Below are 18,123 nucleotides of genomic sequence, written 5' to 3' on the forward strand. Positions count from 1 at the left end.
ATTATGCCTCCTTCGCAGTAACGCGACGTTCGATACGTTTTTCAAAACTGCCTTTTATGACACGATTAACGTATATTCCAGGGGTGTGGATCTCGCTTGGCGCAAGTTGTCCCGCCTCAACGATTTCTTCGGCCTCTACCACTGTGATTTTTCCTGCTGTTGCTGCCATAGGATTAAAGTTTTGAGCCGTATGTCGATAAACACAATTACCGTAAGTATCTACTTTCCACGCTTTCACTATGGCAAAGTCACCGGTGATCGATTCTTCTAAAATGTACGGTCGTCCGTTGAACGTTTTTACTTCCTTGCCCTCACCAACTGGGGTGCCGTAGCCTGTTGCAGTATAAAATGCAGGGATACCCGCACCACCGGCGCGCATCTTTTCGGCTAACGTGCCTTGAGGGGTAAGCTCTACGTCCAACTCACCATTTAGCAATTGTTGTTCAAATAGGGCATTTTCGCCAACATACGATGACACCATCTTTTTAATCTGTTTATCTTCTAGCAACAAGCCTAAGCCAAAACCGTCAACACCACAGTTATTTGATACCACCGTAAGTTGCTTAGTACCCATGGTTTTAATTTGATTGATGAGCCCTTCTGGAATACCGCACAAACCGAATCCTCCGGCGATAATGGTCATTCCATCCTCAAGGCCGCGCATTGCTTCTTCATAACTTGTTACGACTTTATTAAAGCCTGACATGACTGTGCTCCTAATCGACACGTTTCGTTAATAAAGAGTATTACTAATGTAATAACTTATGTAAAATTGAAATAATATTAGTATTAATAAATTATAGTTATTAATAAATTATGAATATTTCATATAGAAACCTTCAGGCGTTCGTAAACGTTGCGCAATCGAACAGTTTCGCTGAAGCTGCTGATAGATTACATCTTACGCAACCTGCTCTTTCCTCTGCCATCAAAAAGCTCGAAGAACAGATAGGGGGGAGCCTTTTTATTCGCAGTACCCGTCGGGTATCACTCACGCCAGAAGGGCGTGTTTTTCTTCCACATGCGCTGAGAGTGTTGCGCGATTGGGACGATGCGCTTAGTGATATTCAAACGCTTTTTGCGATGGAAAAAGGTCAGCTTACGATTGCGTCTATGCCCTCATTCGCTGAGTCACACCTTCCGCCATTGCTAGCGACATATCATTCTCACGCGCCAAATATCAATATTCGAATTGTGGATGTGGTGATGGAGAACGTGATCGATGAGGTAAAAAAAGGGCGTGCAGATATTGGGTTTACGTTCGAGCCAATGGCAGCAGAGGGGTTAGACTTTGTTCCGTTATTTGATGATCAATTCGTTGCCGTAGTAAACCCGCATCATCCTCTAGCAGCCCATACCTCAATAGAGTGGGCACAGTGTATCGCTCATAGCTTTGTTATGATGAACCGTGGGTCAGCCGTAAGGCGATGGACACAAGAGAAGCTAGAACAATGTGGGGTTATAAACATTGTCGCTGAAACAGGGCAGCTTGCGACGTTAGGCAGGCTCATTTGCCAGGGCCTTGGAATGTCAATAATGCCATCAATTTGCAAACTACAAATGGAATCTATTGGATTAAAGACGCTCGCTATTAACGATGCGCCACTCATCAAAAAAGTGGGGCTAGTGAAGAGTACTCAAAGAGGTATGTCTGTGGCGGCTAAACAGTTGTGGCAGCAATCCGTAAATAGGTACAAAAAAGATGCATTACTCGATAACTAAGCGCTGCTGTAACCATAAGTCGTTATACATTTCGATATAGTGCTTAATTGTATTGTCGTTGTTCATTTCGACGAGATATTTGTCGAACGACGAGGTGAGGTAAGCACATGGTGATTGCTTTGAAAAAGCAAAATGTACTTGTGCTCCGGTTAGTTCAAATACTTTCACGAACCGTTCTTCTAGGTTATTTTCTTTCAAAAATGAACGGGCAACGCGCTCACCGATAACATAATAGTCGACGCGACCTTTATCTAACATTTGGAAGCTTTCACGTATGCCTTTTACCTGAACAACGTCTTGATGAGCAAGAAATGTATCAATAACAGCGCCATGTTTGTCTCCCGCGTTGATACTCCCTATTAGGCCGTCTAGAGCTTGAAGGTCACTTATTGGTTTGTTGCCGCGTAACCTAAAAACATTTACCGGGTTATCAAAAAATGGTGCATGGGTAAAGGTGAGGTAGCTTTCTCTCTCTGAAGTGCGCTTTAGGGCTGGGATAAGGTCTATGTTGCCGTCATAGGCTTCTTTTAGTACACGCTTCCACGGACCGCTATGCTGCACTTCCCACGGCACACCTAAATGGTTCAATATATCCGTTGCGGTATGTATTGATGCTCCTGTAAGCGACTCGCCCTGTGCCCAATGAAAGGGCGCGTAATTAGGATGCGCTGAGATGATAACGCGTTCACAGGATGCAAAGACGTGTAGAGGGAATGAAATACTAAACAGGGTGCATAGAAACCACGCGCATTTCATATGCACATCTATTAGGCTTGCGTTACCACTTTTTCTTCGGTGCAAATAGTTCATCTAATTCATCACGCTCTTCCTCTTGACGTTTAGCACGGTCTTGCGCATTAACGTTCTTAAGGTTATTTTGAATTTCCGCTAACAGACTGCGTAAATTAGCAAGTTTTGCTGTTGAATATTCATCTTGGTGATTTTGGTTTTCTAGCGCCGCAATAGCTTTTTCATAGTACTGTCGAGCAGAACCTAACATATTACTTTGGTGTGCAGTACGTCCGCGTTTTGATAGCGTTTCAACGTTAACTTTCACTTGTAAGCGTTCTAACTGTTTTTCCTCTTCAATAAAAACTTTACTGTCAACTTTTCCCTTACTATGTTCTGAACGAAGCAAAATCCTCAACTTCTTTACTGCTTGGATATATTGAATAATTTGCTTGTCGTTGTCAGGTAACACAAACTCTGGTGGCGCTTCTTGGCCTGCCATGGAAACATCATTTTGCTTCCCTTCTGAAATACGTTGACGTAATTCAGGGGTGCTTGCGTGATCGTTAATAACTTTTAACGAGTTTTGCACCCTGTTATGCAGTATCGCCATTAACCTACCGGATACCGGAATGTTAGAACTTGCCATAATGACATTTTCAGTTTCATCAATAATTGTTTTATGCTTCGCTAATTCAGCTCTGCGTTCAGCATCAACTTTAGCGCGATGCTGCTGTATAGCATTGATGAAAATTGCTGCAATCAACAAAACAACAATTAATATTATAATAATTACGTACATACGCAGGTTTCCGTCAACTTATTTAGCGGTTATTTGTTTTAATTTTTTATTCATGCACATTTTCTATGTTACGGTATTTTCACAACAAAAACACTCCCACCTAAAGTGCCACCATTCGAAAGGTGAATTTTACCAACGTTATCGCCTTGGGAATGGGCATTGGCGATTAACTTTGCAAAGAACAAACCCAAGCCAGTACGACCTTGACTTAGCTGAAAATCTGCTAGTGCTTCAGCGCTTTTATCTAGCATAGAAAGAGGATACCCGTCACCATCGTCTTCGATACAAATAGTGAGGTAATCTTCATCACACGAGGCAGATATTTCTATTTGTGAAGCACCATATTTTAAAGCGTTCACTAACACATCATTAATTAATATGTAAATGAGCTCACTGTCTAGATACCAGCTTAGCGCCTCGTCAACATTTATGTTAATCGATATTGCTTTTTGTTTGGTGTAAATACGGTTTGAACCAACCACATCGCTAAGTAAGTCGGCAATAAAACACTCATCTATCGTAATAGGGAGGCTCTCAAGCTCTGCGCGGTATAATGATAAAATCTGCACAAGGTTTGTGTTTAAGCGTGAGGCTTCATAATGCACATTAGCAACATGTTCTCTCGCATCAGCACTTTCTTTGGGGAGCGACTGGGCGAGTGTTTCAATAGACTGTATCAGTAGAAACAACGAGTTCTTCATGTCATGAACAGCCGCCGCAAGCACAGATGAAAAATCAATGCTAGTCGTTACTGGTGTTGGTTCATGGGACGTAGTAGTTCTATCCATATGACGCTTACATCTTCTGAAAAAGTGTTGTTATCCGTGTTGCAGCATGGGTTAACGATAAACAGCATACCGAAACAGAGCCTTTTTTGAAGTATCACTTATTTATAAAAAAAATGCTTTGTTTTTTACGCTTTATGTTGTTTTCGTAATAGATAAAGATAAATAGTAGTGGTTTTGGTTATAACGATAGCGTTATAGTGGCGGTATAGGGTTAGGATCGAGTCTACAATGAAATTACAACAGCTGCGTTATATCGTCGAAGTACTAAATAATAACTTAAATGTATCGGCTACTGCTGAGAGCCTTTATACCTCTCAACCAGGTATCAGTAAGCAAGTTAGAATGCTTGAAGATGAGCTTGGCGTCCAAATTTTTGGAAGAAGCGGCAAGCATTTGACCCATGTTACTGACGCCGGTAATGATGTGATTAATATCGCTAGGGAAATATTGGCGAAAGTTGAAAGTATTAAAGCGGTATCGCGTGAGCACACATTACCCGACCAGGGTAAACTGAATATTGCCACGACTCACACCCAAGCGCGCTACGCGTTACCTGACGTTATAAAAGGGTTTATGTCGAAGTACCCAAAAGTGTCGCTACACATGCATCAAGGAACACCTTCTCAGATAAGCGACCTTGCAGCAAAAGGTGAGGCGGATTTCGCTATTGCTACCGAGGCGCTTCATTTGTACAACGATTTAGTCATGCTCCCTTGTTATCATTGGAATCGAAGTGTCATCGTTAATAAAGACCACCCGTTATCTAAAAAAGGCAGTATTGATATAAGCGATATTGCGCAGTACCCGTTAGTCACGTATGTCTTTGGATTTACTGGGCGCTCAGAACTCGATCACGCCTTTGAGCGAGCCGGTTTAACCCCCAAAATTGTATTTACCGCAACAGACGCTGATGTCATTAAAACCTATGTAAGGTTGGGAGTAGGGATTGGCGTGATTGCGTCAATGGCAGTAAATGAAGAACTAGACTCTGATTTGGTAAAAATAGACGCAAGCCATTTGTTTGATTACAGCACGACAAAGATAGGGTTTAGAAAAGGGTCGTTCTTACGCAGTTATATGTACGATTTCATTGAGCGCTTTGCACCGCACTTAACCAAAGACAAAGTTGAAAAAGCCATGATGCTTAAAAATAATGATGAAGTGGAAAAAATGTTCAAGGGCGTCACGTTGCCCGTTAAATAATAATTCACTCTATTCAATATGTCGGCGCACATAGGTGTTATGCGCGCCAACCTACTTTGTTAGCATTCTATGATGTTAACCGCCAGACCGCCTCGTGCGGTTTCTTTGTATTTAGTCTTCATGTCGTTTCCGGTGTCACGCATGGTTTTAATTACTTTATCCAGTGAAACCTTGTGTTCACCACTTCCACGTAGCGCAAGGCGAGAGGCATTAATGGCTTTAATTGCTCCCATCGCATTTCGCTCGATACACGGAACCTGAACCAGACCACCCACAGGGTCACAGGTTAGACCGAGGTTGTGCTCCATTCCAATTTCTGCGGCGTTTTCTACAGCGCTGACGGTGCCGCCCATGATTTCAGCAAGGGCTCCGGCGGCCATTGAGCATGCTACGCCCACTTCACCTTGGCATCCAACTTCTGCACCTGAAATAGACGCATTCTCTTTATACAGAATGGCGATGGCGCCAGCCGTTAACAAGAATCTGCTAGCAATTTCTTCGTCAACAGGGCGTATGAATTTATCGACATACTGTAATACAGCAGGAATGATTCCCGCTGCCCCGTTTGTGGGAGCCGTAACAACACGGCCGCCAGCTGCGTTTTCCTCGTTCACCGCAAGCGCAAACATGTTTACCCAATCTAAGGTTTGCATTGGGTCAGACGTATGTTCAGTTTGCAAGCGACGATATAAAGCGGGAGCGCGGCGAACCACCTTTAACCCGCCAGGAAGAATACCTTCGCTCTCTATTCCTCTCGTGATACAGGCTTTCATCACTAACCAAATATCATAAAGCTTCTGCTTAACTTCATGAGACGGGCGTAGGCTCGATTCATTTTTAAGCATGAGCGAACTAATGCTAAGCCCGTTTGTTTTGCATAAAGACAGCAACTCAGTGGCTGTTTTAAAAGGATAGGGCACCGTTGCTTGAACAGCCGCGGCATGGGCTTTTGCGTCGTCAAAGTCTTCGTCTTTGATAATAAAACCACCGCCGATACTGTAATACGTTTGCTCGCGAAGCAATGTTTCACCACAGTAAACGAAAAACGTCAGTGCATTGGCATGCTTAGGGAGGGTTTTTCTCCTATGAAAAATGATGGCATTTTTATTCGGGAAAACTACATGCTTTTGACCGTTCAGTTTAAGCGTTTGCGACGTTCTAACCTCTTCAAGAAGCGGCTCAATACAATCCACGTCGATACTCTCTGGAAGCGCGCCCAATAGCCCTAGAATAACGGCTTTCCCTGTACCATGACCTATTCCTGTTTGGCCGAGAGAACCGTATAGTTCAACCTTTATAGAATCGACTTTTTCAAGCATCTCGTTATCGGCTGTCAGTTCCTTCACGAATTCAGCGCCTGCTCTCATTGGGCCGACGGTGTGCGAGCTAGAAGGACCGATGCCTACACTGAACATATCAAAAACACTAATCATGATATTACATATCGTTAATGAATAATGACGCTGATAATGCATGTATGAGCGAAGAACTACAATATAGAAAACCTAATCTACAAATTAGAAATGCTAATCTACTGTAAAGATAAATTTAAACCCATCACGCAGGTAACGTTTTAAGGGTGAATATGATGTGAAAGATTTCGGATTATAGCGGCGGTCGCGCCCCATATCATTTTTGAGCCATAGGGAATAAAGTAAATAGGGAAGGTTTTGCCGTTTTTATGAGTGTGATAAGTAAGGTGATTGCTACGGTCGAGTAAATGGGCGAGGGGAACCTCAAACGCACTTTCCACTTCATTTTTGTCGATTACTAAATTAGAAAATGGCATAACAAACGAGACAACAGGCGTAATGGTGTAGCCGCTTATTGTTCTATAATTTGGAAGCTTACCAACTACGTCGACATAATTAGCGGGTAGTCCTATTTCTTCCTGTGCTTCTCGTAATGCTGCATCAAAAACTGAGTCATCGGTATTATCCACGGCGCCGCCAGGAAAGCTGATTTGCCCAGGATGATGACGCAAATGATGTGCTCGCTCAGTAAGAATGACGGAAAGATGGCTTCCATAGTCAACCAATGGAATTAGTACGGCCGCTGGGCGACCCGCTTTTTTTAGCGGATAATCAGGCTCGGTGTTTGGTATCCGTGCGTGCTGAAACTGATTAATAAAGCTTGTTTTATCCATTGCGATATCCAAACGCTTTTTCTAACGTGGGTATAATCTTGGACACCTTATCCAGTGTCTCTTGGTATTCGTCATTAGCGTTAGAATCAAGAACAATCCCACCGCCGGCCCAACAATGCATGGTGTCGTTTTCTACTAATAACGTACGTATACAAATGCTCGAGTCCATGTCTTCCCTAAACCCCATATAGAATATACTGCCGCAATAGATATTACGGCGATGGGGTTCTAGTTCATCAATAACTTCCATTGCTCTTATTTTAGGGGCGCCTGTTATTGAGCCGCCAGGAAACGACGCCGCAAGAAGGTCCAGAGGGGTAACCCCTTCGTTTAACTCTCCTACAACTGTACTGACCATGTGATGTACGGCTTGATAACTTTCTAAAGCAAACAAAGCGGGCACATTAACGCTGTGTGGCTTGCAGTGTTTAGATATATCATTTCGCAATAGATCAACAATCATTAAGTTCTCTGCGCGGTCTTTTTCAGCCGCCAGTAAACGCGCTGCACTTTTCATATCTTCAACAGGGTCGTCGAAGCGTGGACGCGTCCCTTTTATAGGTTTCGTTTCAACAACGTTGCTTTTTACGCTAATGAACCGCTCTGGAGATATGCTCATTATCGCCCCATGTTGATGTTTAATATAGGCCGAAAATGGAGCAATGTTTTCGTCTCGTAGCATTAAATACGCATGCCACGGGTCGCCTTTAAACGTTGCACTAAATCGTTGCGCCATATTAACTTGATAGCAGTCGCCCGCTCGTAGATATGCATTAATTTTGTTGAGCGCAGCGGTATAGTCGTTTTGGGATAGGTTAGACTCAAACGCAGAGGTTAGCGATAACGGTTCTTGTTTAGTTGTCTTGTCTAATAGGCAGTCAGGGAGAGGCGTAGTACCCACTCTACAGAAATAGATTGCGCCTGTTTTCGTATCTTCAATAATACTTTGCAAATAAAGACTGACACAATAATCGGGGGTCTCATAGCAATCTAGTGAGATGCTAGGCAGTGATTCATAAAAGCGCCCCGTATCGTAGCTTGCAAAACCCGCAACGCCAATAATAAAGGGCAAAATATCCGCATAGGATACAGAGCAAGGGCTTAGCTGATAGCGGGAAGCTGCAGCATGTAGATATGCATTTGTGGCCTCGAATGGGCGCATATCTACGTCAATACTCGTACCTACTCGATTATCTATTAGTCTAACAGTGCCTGCCTTTGCAACTACGGTGTTAGTTGGTTCCCAAAGCATTATATTGAATCTACCATCACTTTTGGTGGAGCCACTCGTATCGAGCAACATACTTCCGCTTAGAGCACTAATATTTTCATACAGCTCAAGAAAAGACGGGATGCTATTCTTATCTAGTAACGTAATAGTGATGTAATTATTTTCAGACGCTGGCATATAATAATAAACTCAATACAGCAAGTTACGAAATGAGGTGGGCATAGACACCGGTACCTGCTCAAAACTTTTTCACCTACTATTGTTAAGCATGGTGAACACTCAAGAGATGCGCTAGTATACGCTCTTTTAGCAAGCTAAGACCACGAAAGCCAAATAAAAAAGAGGATGTCATGACCGTTATCCGTCAACAAGATTTTATTGACAGTATTGAAGATGCTCTGCAATTCATTTCATACTATCACCCCATAGATTACGTAAAAGCTGTTGAAGAAGCTTATAACAGAGAACAGAGCCAAGCGGCGAAAGATGCCATGGCGCAAATTCTTATCAATTCGAGAATGTCTGCAGAGGGCAAGAGGCCGCTTTGCCAGGATACTGGTATCGTAACCTGCTTTGTAAAAGTAGGGATGGGAGTTTCTTGGGATAAAACAGACATGACCGTTCAACAAATGGTTGATGAAGGAACGCGTCGCGCTTATTTAAACCCCGATAATCCTCTACGCGCTTCGATCGTTGCCGATCCTGCCGGCGCGCGCACGAACACCAAAGATAACACGCCTTCGGTAGTGCATATCGATATGGTCGCAGGCGAAAAGATTGAAGTGATGATTGCTGCAAAAGGCGGTGGTTCTGAAAACAAATCGAAGATGGTAATGTTGAACCCAAGCGATGACATCGCAGATTGGGTAGTGAAAACATTACCAACAATGGGCGCGGGGTGGTGTCCCCCAGGAATGCTGGGAATAGGCATTGGCGGTACTGCGGAAAAAGCAGCGGTACTGGCAAAAGAAAGCTTAATGGACCCGGTCGACATTCAAGAGCTTATTGCTCGAGGACCAAAGACTACCGATGAAAAACTACGTGTTGAAATTTTTGACCGCGTAAATAAATTAGGTATTGGTGCACAGGGGCTAGGCGGTTTAACCACCGTGGTTGACGTAAAAATCATGTCATTGCCGACCCATGCAGCGTCAAAGCCAGTGGCTATGATCCCAAACTGCGCAGCAACACGCCATGCACACTTTCATCTTGATGGCTCTGGCCCTGCTGAACTTACGCCGCCTAAGTTAGAAGATTGGCCTGAAGTAACGTGGGAAGTAGGAGAAAATACACGCCGCGTTAATTTGGACGACGTCACAAAAGAAGATATTCAAGAATGGAAAGTAGGCGAGACTGTTCTGTTGTCTGGCAAAATGCTTACCGGGCGAGATGCAGCGCACAAACGAATTCAAACTATGATGGACAACGGTGAGGGGCTTCCTGATGGGGTAGACCTAACGAACCGCTTTATCTACTACGTAGGTCCGGTTGATGCTGTGGGTGATGAAGTAGTTGGCCCAGCGGGGCCGACAACGGCAACCCGAATGGATAAGTTCACAGACTTAATGCTTGAAAAAACAGGCCTTATAGGCATGATTGGGAAAGCAGAACGAGGCCCAGCAACAGTAGACTCTATTGCAAAACATAAGGCGGTTTATTTGATGGCTGTCGGTGGTGCTGCATACTTAGTGTCGAAAGCAATTAAAAAATCACGGGTTGTCGCTTTTGAAGATTTAGGTATGGAAGCTATCTATGAATTTGAGGTTGAGGACATGCCGGTGACGGTTGCCGTTGATAGTACAGGGGCAAACGCACATAAAACAGGCCCTGCAATCTGGAAAGCAAAGATTGAAGAACTAGACGCGACACTGTCTAAGTAAGCCTATTCATCTATAAAAAACAGGTGCCAATGGCGCCTGTTTTTGTATATAGTGCTGTATAAATTAACAGTCAATCATTATTATGCAATCATTCTTATCTTATAATGACACACTTGTCATTCTCGCTATTCTTCTAATTACTAGCTTATTACTAATAGTCAAAGTGTTGATTCAGTCAAAGCAGCTGACTATTGCAAAAGAACGTGTGGATGCGTTAAGTGAAAGCATGCAGGTTTACGTTGAAAAAGGTTTTTTGGTTGAAGAAAAGCAACGTCAACTGGAAGCCGTTACTGCCACTAACAAAGTGTTAGAAGCAGACAAGAACGCGCTTCAACAGCTGTACACTAAAACGCTCGCACAAAGCGAAGCGCAGAAAGCACGTATCGACGCATTGTTAGAGAATCACGAAGATAAATTAGCAACAATGGCGGCGTCAGAAAAGCGGTTACATACGCAGTTTGAAAATCTTGCAAACAAGATTTTTGAAGAGAAACAAAGCACGTATAACTCCCATGCTAAGCACAATATTGAATCGGTACTCGCACCTTTCAAACAACAATTAGATTCATTTAAGAAGCAAGTAACCGATCAGCACATTAGGGAAGGGCAAGAGCGCGCATCGTTAAAAACGGAAATTTTAAGCCTTAAAGCGCTTAACCAGCGAATAACGGAAGAAGCAAGCGCACTAACAAACGCGTTGAAAGGCGATAATAAAAAGCAAGGAAACTGGGGGGAAGTGATCTTAGAACGTATCCTTAACGAGTCAGGATTGCGCGAAGGACATGAATATGAAACACAGGTTTCTGCGCAAAACGACGCGGGTAAGCGTCTTCAACCTGACATTGTCGTACACTTACCAAACGACAAAGACGTCATCATTGATGCAAAAGTAAGTTTACGAGCGTATGAACAGTATTTTAACTGTGAGGAGGATACCGAACGCGAGCGCCATTTACACGAGCATGTCGCGTCAATTAAGGGTCATATTAAGGGGTTGGGCGCAAAAGATTATCAATCGTTAAGTAGTCTAAGAACCCTCGACTATGTGTTACTTTTTATTCCTATCGAGCCGGCCTTTCTTTTGGCCGTGGATAAAGACCCAGAGCTTATTGCCCTTGCGCTTAATCACAACATTATGTTGGTGAGCCCCACAAGTTTACTCGTCGCCCTTCGTACTATTAACAACATTTGGCAGTATGAGTACCAAAATCAGAATGCACAAGAAATTGCGACCCACGCCGCAAAGCTGTATGACAAATTTGTCGGGTTCGTGAGTGACATGGAAAAAATAGGAAAGTCGATTGATACCGCTCACAACCAGTACGAATCAGCAATGAATAAATTATCGAGTGGAAAGGGGAATTTAGTAAGGCAAGTAGAGAAGTTTAGAACGTTAGGCGTGCAACCTAACAAACGAATTACGGCGCACATGATAAGTAAAGGTGACAGTGATGAATAACTAAATGCGTAATGAAACGCGTGAATAAAGGTAAAAAAAAAGCCCCGATATCGGGGCTTTTTACTATTTAGTTCTTAACTCGTATTACTTAAAGCGTCTACGTAAATATATCGCTGGAAGTAATAGAAGGCCTAACCAACCCATTGAACCACCAGATGAGCTAGATGCTACTGGCGCTGGAGCAGGAGGAGCTGGTTGCTCGCTCGCTTCATCAGCTAGGTTGTTTACACTTACTACAACTTCTGCAGGGGCAGATACATTACCTGCAGTATCAATTGCTACAACGCTCATAGTAATGCTTTCTAGGCCAGCATCAAAATCAAGCACTGAGCTATCCGCTACGGTAATAGTGCCGTCGCGTGATACTGAAAGTGCAATAGAGCTTGAAGACTGAACGAAGAACTCTGATACAGGGCTGGTGATACCGTCAGCGTCAGACGCTTCGATAGAACCTACAACCGTACCATTTTCAGCGTTTTCATCAACACTGAACGTTTGTGCTTCGATAGTCGGCTCGTTATTACCGTCAGTCGCAATTGCCGTTGGAGCAACGCCGTCTGCGCCTAAGAACACATAACCGCCGTTACCTACACCTTGCAACATTACTGTTTCACCAACCGCTACAGTATTTACTACTTCACCGGCGCTATTAACTAACGCAGGTACCGCTTCTGGCGTGAATGAGTAACCGGTGCGTACCAAGTCTTCGTCCCATGCAACTGTTGGGAAGAAATCAAACGCACTGTTTTCAGCACGGAACGCAATAGTTGCATTCGCTGTACCTAGATCAGCAAGCGTTAAACCTAAGTCTTCCGCACAGCTAATCATTGTTAGCAAGTTAGAGCCTGGCTCGTGGAAAGTTGGGAACAAGCTACCTGACAACGCGCCAAATGGGCGAGTGAACGTAACGATATCAGCGTTATCACGACCAAATGCAGAATCATTTAGTGTTTGTGCTGTGAAATCAAAGTTACCATCACCGTCAACATCTACGTCCATAAATAGACCTAGTGCGTGACCTGAAAGTAGCGGGTCAGCAAGTGTAACGTTTGTGAATACAAGTGCAGTTTCACACGCTGCAGAGCCAAAGATTTCAATTGACGCATTTACGATATCAAACGTTTTGCCTTCATCAACGCCACTGTCAATAGTCAGTGGAGCAAGTGATACGTTGGCATCAACTGGACCCGTGTTAGTTACTGTGCGCATAACGCCTTCATCAGTAATAACCGTTCCAAGTTCTAGTGACGCTACCGCTTTTGGCAATACGTGATAAACCATGTGCATGGTTTCGCCGCTATCAGCTGTAAACATTAGCGCACCATCATATTCAACTTCAGTAAGAAGCGGTGAACCTGCTGGTGTGACAACTGAAGCGCTGTCTAGAGACCATTCTGGAAGCTTAGCTGGGTCGATAGTTGCTGTAACGTCAAACGTCACTGTTTGACCTGCAGGAACAGAAACAGTCGCTGGGTAGTCCATGCTTAGTGCTTCTGTCGCGGTATCGTTATCGAAACGAGCCATGTCAGAAAGTGTGTAGGTTTTCGCTTCAGAAGAGAAGTTTTTAACCGTAACTGTTTTCGTGATTGAAGCTGTTTCTGATAGGCCTACTGCGCCAAAGGCTAATGCAGCTTGCTTAGTCGCAGAATCCCATGCAGCTGTTGTTGATTGAGATGCTTTCTCAACGTCAACTAAACCAGCACCGATATAACTAATTGGTGCAAGTTCTGCTTCTGGGTTAAGTGAGCGAGGCTCTACAGTCACGTCTAGGTTTGCGTTGTTCATCAATGTTGCTTTCAATTCAAACGCGTTACGCGCTGGGAATACTTCTGCAAGCATTGCCATTGCACCCGCAGTAATTGGGCTTGAGAACGACGTACCACTGATTGGTGTTGAACCTGTACCAGTTCCAACTTCAGCAGTAAGAATAGCAGTACCTGGCGCTGTAATTTCTGGCTTAAGTAAACCATCTACAGAAGGACCACGTGACGTAAAGGTCGCGATAGCACCTTCTTTAACGAACAACTCTGACGCAAATGCAAACGTTGCTGTACCAGCTGCTACTGCTGCTTTTAATACATCACCGTCTTCTTTTGAAATCATTACAGAGTTAATACCGATTGGTGCAGCTGGTGTGCCGCCCATGGTAAATGCTCCGTCGCCTTCGACATTGTTTACAACAATAACGAACTCAGCACCGGCTGCTTCTGCATTGTTGATTTTCGTTGTGAATGCACAAGCACCACGGTCGATGATTACCACGTTGCCTGTTGCGTCAGCAGTATAAGGGTCACAACCTGTTGCGTTTGTTTCCGCTTCTGCATAAACGATAGGCGTAGTGCTATCAATGTTAAACTCAGGCGTAGGGTTAAATGCAGCAGGAACTGCTGCTACCATCGCTTCGCCAATTGTTGCAGATACTTCAGCACTCTCTGCAGTAGGGTGCGTCATTGCGCCTACAGATAACGCGTTTGTTGTGGTACTTGGACCACCAACGATAAACGGCGTAGGGCCATCGTTACCTGCTGAGATTGCTACAACAACACCAAGTTCAACGGCTTTGTCGATTAGTGCGCCAACAGCGCCGCCACGGTTAGTACCGAAGTCGCCACCTAGAGACATATTGATAACATCTACACGGTCAGAGATATCGCCGTCGCCATTTGGATCCATTGCCGCTTCAAGACCTGCAAGCTGCGCTGCACCTGGGCATGATTGGTCACATACTGTATACGCATAAACCTGAGCGTCTGGAGATACACCTAACACAGAGTGCGCAACGTGCGTACCGTGGTTGTTGTTATCCATTGGATCAGGATCGCCGTTGAAGAAATCGAACCCGCCAATAACTTGACCGATAGGCCATGCAGGTGTGTCTGCTAAATCAGCAGTGGCTGCAGCGAATGCTTCAGCTGTACCTGGTCCGCCAACCGCGGCGTGCGTGTAATCAAGACCAGAGTCTAGGATTGCAACACGAACACCAGCACCACTAGCAATGTTGTCTGACACTAAGCTAGCCGCGTTGATGTATTCTGCACTCTCTTCAATATGAAGTTTAGAGTTAAATACAGGAAGTACGCTCTCTACGCCAGAAAGTGCTTGGATTTGGGCGATATCTTGCGACGTACCGTCAATAACTAAGCCCGCAACCAACTTGGTTGTTCTAGACTTAATCGTAATATCTAAGCCAAGAGATAAAATCTGAGCTTCTAATTGGTCAAGGCCAGCTTCAGTGTTGTAAAGCACGTCAGCAGAATTACCAACGCTTGCTACGCCAGATGCATTGCTTAGTGCAACATCGGCAACAGAAACAGCAGCGCTGCCGTTCGCTTTAACAAGCCATGTTTTGCCTGACGTCTCAACAACGCTTGCGTCAATCGTAGCGTTTTTGGTGTAAGAGTTAACAAGTGAATTTAAATCGGTTCTGTCGGCTGCAACCGCAGAAGATGCAGATAGCGCCAGTATAATCGCAGCGCTTAAGCTATTCTTTTTCATATAATTATATCACCACTAAACGTGGTCCCCTGGTCATTTCATATTCAGCTGTATAGTTACACTACAGCCATTGTTCTTCTTGTTGCGGTGATGATTCTATGTATGTTCATAAATACCTACCACCAGCTAATCATAGTTGTAGCACAAAACTCCGCACTAAAAAAACACATTTCATAAATGAAACATTTGAAATATTTTGTTACATCTGTTCATGTTGATTAAGTTGTGTTTCGTCAAAAAAGCCTGTTGTGGCAAACACTAACACGTTAAAAGTTTATATAAAGTGTTAAACGAGAATGCACAAAAAATGCATAATATTTACAAGTTTTAAACATTGTTAGGATGGTTATCCGCACTAGGCACAAGAAACAGGATAAGTGTATCAAACAACCTCTCGTTGCTTATAAAAATAGGAAAGTCTTTCATCGGCGCTTCATTTAGCATGGTTCGATAATTAAAGCGTGCCAACGCTCACCAATGTGCGGGGAATATCCATGAAAGATAGAAACCATTTAGCTAACGTTTCAAACACACATGTTGTAAACGTTATCGAAAACGGATTAGTTGACATACCAATGCTACAAATCCTTACCTCAGACGGAGAGGTAAACCAAAACGCAGACGTCCCAACGCTCACAAAAGAAGAAGCGTTAAAGATTTACGACACCATGGAATACATTCGTGTGCTCGACGAACGCATGGTTGGTGCGCAGCGCCAAGGACGAATAAGCTTTTATTTGGCGAGTACAGGCGAGGAAGCAGCAGCAGTCGCGTCTGCCGCGGCACTTTCTCCATCGGACATGATCATGTCGCAATACCGAGAGCAAGGTGCATTGGCCTATCGAGGCTACACGACTGAGCAGTTTATGAACCAAATGTTCAGTAATAAGGAAGATCCCAATAAAGGACGCCAGATGCCGATTCACTACGGTGACAAGGCACTCAACTTTATGACGATTTCATCGCCACTAGGGACACAAATTCCACAGGCATCGGGCTATGCGTATGGTCAGAAGATGGCTGGAAACCCGAGCATTACTATTTGTTATTTTGGAGAAGGCGCAGCGTCTGAAGGCGATTTCCATGCGGGCCTTAATATGGCAGCCGTACTTAATTGCCCCGTAATCTTTTTCTGCAGAAATAATGGTTATGCGATTTCAACCCCAGCCGAAGAGCAATTTGCGGGTGATGGTATTGCTTCCAGAGGTATCGGCTATGGCATTAAAACGATTCGCGTAGACGGTAATGATGCACTTGCGGTATTTGCGGCAACAAAAAAAGCGCGTGAAATTGCACTTGAAGACAACTGTCCAGTATTAATTGAAGCAATGTCGTATCGACTTGCTGCGCACTCTACTTCTGACGACCCAACCGGGTATCGCTCTAAAGACGAAGAAGAAAAATGGCGCGCTAAAGATCCTATCTTAAGAATGGCTAAATGGTTAACAAAGAAAGGCTGGTTTAACGAGGAAGAAAATAAAGCCAAGGTTGATAAGGCCAGACAGACGGTCCTTGCCGCGTTAAAGGAAAGCGAGAAGATTGATATCTGCCCAATAGAGGACATCGTGAGCGATGTTTATGACACCGTTCCTTGGCATTTGGAAGAACAATTAACCGAACTTAAAGCTCACATTAAGAAATACCCTAAAAACTATCCAAAAACAGCTGGGAGAATCAAGTAATGGCTAAAATGAATCTACTCCAAGCTATTAATAATGCACTAATCACTGCAATGACCGAAGATGAGAAGGTTATGGTTTTTGGTGAAGACGTAGGGCATTTCGGCGGTGTATTTAGAGCTACGAGTCACCTTCAAGAAAAGTTTGGTAAAGGCCGCTGTTTTAATACGCCTTTAACTGAGCAAGGTATTATTGGGTTTGCTAATGGACTTGCCTCGCAAGGATCTGTTCCCGTAGCAGAGATCCAGTTCGGAGATTACATTTTCCCTGCGTTTGACCAAATCGTTAACGAAACGGCGAAGTGGCGTTACCGTTCGGGCGGTCAATTTGACGTAGGTTCTCTGACAATCAGAACACCTTATGGCGGCGGCATTGCTGGCGGGCTTTATCACAGCCAAAGTCCAGAAGCATTCTTCGCCCATTGTCCTGGCTTAAAAATTGTCATGCCGCGAGACCCTTATCAAGCGAAAGGACTTCTTCTAGCGTCTATCCGTGATAAAAACCCTGTTTTATTCATGGAGCCGAAACGACTTTATCGCGCATCGGTTGCTGATGTGCCGGAAGAGGATTACGAGCTGCCTTTAGGTAAGGCCGATACAGTACAAGAGGGTAACGACATTACGTTACTAGGGTGGGGCGCTCAAATTGAAGTACTTCAGACGGCTGCTAGTCTTGCTCTTGAAGATGGCGTGTCGTGCGAAATTATTGATTTGCGGAGTATTCTTCCTTGGGACGTTGATGCGGTAATGGCGTCTGTTATGAAAACAGGGCGTTTACTCATAAGCCACGAGGCTCCTCGCACTGGTGGGTTTGCAAGCGAAATATCTGCAACAATACAAGAACGGTGTTTCTTGTACCTTGAATCGCCTATTGCAAGAGTGTGCGGTTTAGATACGCCATACCCGCTGGCTCATGAAAAAGAATACATGCCGGACGAGACAAAGATTTATGAATCTATCAAGCGTACGCTTCACTATTAATTACGGGGG

14 protein-coding genes are annotated in these 18,123 nt (G+C 44.1%); 6 read left to right on the plus strand and 8 right to left on the minus strand.

What is annotated here, in order from left to right:
- Nucleotide 1: 1 nt before the first annotated feature.
- Nucleotides 2–706 (minus strand): CoA transferase subunit A, encoded by a 705-nt coding sequence (locus tag AC27EZ_RS11470; RefSeq protein WP_487135437.1) that lies wholly within the window; start codon nucleotides 704–706, stop codon nucleotides 2–4.
- Between the two features lie 110 nt (nucleotides 707–816).
- Here AC27EZ_RS11470 and AC27EZ_RS11475 point away from each other — a divergent pair, with 110 nt between their 5' ends.
- Entirely contained in the window at nucleotides 817–1,722 is a 906-nt protein-coding gene (locus AC27EZ_RS11475; protein ID WP_487135438.1) for a LysR family transcriptional regulator, read from the plus strand.
- Here the strand turns inward: AC27EZ_RS11475 and AC27EZ_RS11480 are convergent.
- The 3 genes from AC27EZ_RS11480 to AC27EZ_RS11490 form a co-directional block, all read right to left on the minus strand.
- The gene (locus tag AC27EZ_RS11480) at nucleotides 1,708–2,478 is read right to left on the minus strand and encodes a substrate-binding periplasmic protein (protein ID WP_487135439.1); all 771 of its coding nucleotides are present in this window, start codon (nucleotides 2,476–2,478) and stop codon (nucleotides 1,708–1,710) included. The two genes, AC27EZ_RS11475 and AC27EZ_RS11480, sit on opposite strands and share 15 nt — an antisense overlap.
- 22 nt (nucleotides 2,479–2,500) lie before the next feature.
- Nucleotides 2,501–3,253 (minus strand): hypothetical protein, encoded by a 753-nt coding sequence (locus AC27EZ_RS11485; protein ID WP_487135440.1) that lies wholly within the window; start codon nucleotides 3,251–3,253, stop codon nucleotides 2,501–2,503.
- A gap of 68 nt (nucleotides 3,254–3,321) precedes the next feature.
- Complete coding sequence (locus tag AC27EZ_RS11490; protein WP_487135441.1) at nucleotides 3,322–4,041, minus strand: sensor histidine kinase; 720 nt, start codon at nucleotides 4,039–4,041, stop codon at nucleotides 3,322–3,324.
- Between the two features lie 228 nt (nucleotides 4,042–4,269).
- On the opposite strand from AC27EZ_RS11490, the gene cysB reads away from it, so the two are divergent.
- Nucleotides 4,270–5,244: an HTH-type transcriptional regulator CysB gene (gene cysB / locus AC27EZ_RS11495; RefSeq protein ID WP_487135442.1), complete on the plus strand. Its 975-nt coding sequence runs from the start codon at nucleotides 4,270–4,272 to the stop codon at nucleotides 5,242–5,244.
- 59 nt (nucleotides 5,245–5,303) lie between these two features.
- On the opposite strand, the gene AC27EZ_RS11500 is transcribed toward cysB, so the two are convergent.
- From AC27EZ_RS11500 to pabB, 3 genes are all read right to left on the minus strand, one after another.
- Nucleotides 5,304–6,677: an L-serine ammonia-lyase gene (locus AC27EZ_RS11500; protein ID WP_487135443.1), complete on the minus strand. Its 1,374-nt coding sequence runs from the start codon at nucleotides 6,675–6,677 to the stop codon at nucleotides 5,304–5,306.
- A 140-nt stretch (nucleotides 6,678–6,817) separates the two neighbouring features.
- Nucleotides 6,818–7,390: a CoA pyrophosphatase gene (locus tag AC27EZ_RS11505; RefSeq protein WP_487135444.1), complete on the minus strand. Its 573-nt coding sequence runs from the start codon at nucleotides 7,388–7,390 to the stop codon at nucleotides 6,818–6,820.
- The gene (gene pabB / locus AC27EZ_RS11510) at nucleotides 7,383–8,798 is read right to left on the minus strand and encodes an aminodeoxychorismate synthase component I (RefSeq protein WP_487135445.1); all 1,416 of its coding nucleotides are present in this window, start codon (nucleotides 8,796–8,798) and stop codon (nucleotides 7,383–7,385) included. Before pabB ends, AC27EZ_RS11505 begins: the two co-directional genes overlap by 8 nt.
- A gap of 173 nt (nucleotides 8,799–8,971) precedes the next feature.
- On the opposite strand from pabB, the gene AC27EZ_RS11515 reads away from it, so the two are divergent.
- Nucleotides 8,972–10,501, plus strand: a complete 1,530-nt coding sequence (locus tag AC27EZ_RS11515; RefSeq protein WP_487135446.1) for a fumarate hydratase — start codon at nucleotides 8,972–8,974, stop codon at nucleotides 10,499–10,501.
- A gap of 82 nt (nucleotides 10,502–10,583) precedes the next feature.
- Nucleotides 10,584–11,960: a DNA recombination protein RmuC gene (gene rmuC / locus AC27EZ_RS11520; RefSeq protein WP_487135447.1), complete on the plus strand. Its 1,377-nt coding sequence runs from the start codon at nucleotides 10,584–10,586 to the stop codon at nucleotides 11,958–11,960.
- Between the two features lie 84 nt (nucleotides 11,961–12,044).
- Here the strand turns inward: rmuC and AC27EZ_RS11525 are convergent, their stop codons facing one another.
- The gene (locus AC27EZ_RS11525) at nucleotides 12,045–15,455 is read right to left on the minus strand and encodes a S8 family serine peptidase (RefSeq protein WP_487135448.1); all 3,411 of its coding nucleotides are present in this window, start codon (nucleotides 15,453–15,455) and stop codon (nucleotides 12,045–12,047) included.
- Between the two features lie 494 nt (nucleotides 15,456–15,949).
- Here AC27EZ_RS11525 and AC27EZ_RS11530 point away from each other — a divergent pair, with 494 nt between their 5' ends.
- Complete coding sequence (locus tag AC27EZ_RS11530; protein WP_487135449.1) at nucleotides 15,950–17,137, plus strand: thiamine pyrophosphate-dependent dehydrogenase E1 component subunit alpha; 1,188 nt, start codon at nucleotides 15,950–15,952, stop codon at nucleotides 17,135–17,137.
- Nucleotides 17,137–18,114 carry an alpha-ketoacid dehydrogenase subunit beta gene (locus AC27EZ_RS11535; RefSeq protein WP_487135450.1) on the plus strand — a complete coding sequence of 326 codons (978 nt, stop codon included), beginning with the start codon at nucleotides 17,137–17,139 and terminating at the stop codon, nucleotides 18,112–18,114. The genes AC27EZ_RS11530 and AC27EZ_RS11535 overlap by 1 nt, the downstream gene beginning before the upstream one ends.
- Nucleotides 18,115–18,123: the final 9 nt, after the last annotated feature.

The organism is Alteromonas sp. 4NH20-0056, assembly GCF_057539655.1.

Bases quoted from the DNA above. Each gene is read 5' to 3' on its own strand.
- AC27EZ_RS11470 (WP_487135437.1), bottom strand. From the start codon at position 706: ATGTCAGGCTTTAATAAAGTCGTAACAAGTTATGAAGAAGCAATGCGC.
- AC27EZ_RS11475 (WP_487135438.1), top strand. From the start codon at position 817: ATGAATATTTCATATAGAAACCTTCAGGCGTTCGTAAACGTTGCGCAA.
- AC27EZ_RS11480 (WP_487135439.1), bottom strand. From the start codon at position 2,478: ATGAAATGCGCGTGGTTTCTATGCACCCTGTTTAGTATTTCATTCCCT.
- AC27EZ_RS11485 (WP_487135440.1), bottom strand. From the start codon at position 3,253: ATGTACGTAATTATTATAATATTAATTGTTGTTTTGTTGATTGCAGCA.
- AC27EZ_RS11490 (WP_487135441.1), bottom strand. From the start codon at position 4,041: ATGGATAGAACTACTACGTCCCATGAACCAACACCAGTAACGACTAGC.
- cysB (WP_487135442.1), top strand. From the start codon at position 4,270: ATGAAATTACAACAGCTGCGTTATATCGTCGAAGTACTAAATAATAAC.
- AC27EZ_RS11500 (WP_487135443.1), bottom strand. From the start codon at position 6,677: ATGATTAGTGTTTTTGATATGTTCAGTGTAGGCATCGGTCCTTCTAGC.
- AC27EZ_RS11505 (WP_487135444.1), bottom strand. From the start codon at position 7,390: ATGGATAAAACAAGCTTTATTAATCAGTTTCAGCACGCACGGATACCA.
- pabB (WP_487135445.1), bottom strand. From the start codon at position 8,798: ATGCCAGCGTCTGAAAATAATTACATCACTATTACGTTACTAGATAAG.
- AC27EZ_RS11515 (WP_487135446.1), top strand. From the start codon at position 8,972: ATGACCGTTATCCGTCAACAAGATTTTATTGACAGTATTGAAGATGCT.
- rmuC (WP_487135447.1), top strand. From the start codon at position 10,584: ATGCAATCATTCTTATCTTATAATGACACACTTGTCATTCTCGCTATT.
- AC27EZ_RS11525 (WP_487135448.1), bottom strand. From the start codon at position 15,455: ATGAAAAAGAATAGCTTAAGCGCTGCGATTATACTGGCGCTATCTGCA.
- AC27EZ_RS11530 (WP_487135449.1), top strand. From the start codon at position 15,950: ATGAAAGATAGAAACCATTTAGCTAACGTTTCAAACACACATGTTGTA.
- AC27EZ_RS11535 (WP_487135450.1), top strand. From the start codon at position 17,137: ATGGCTAAAATGAATCTACTCCAAGCTATTAATAATGCACTAATCACT.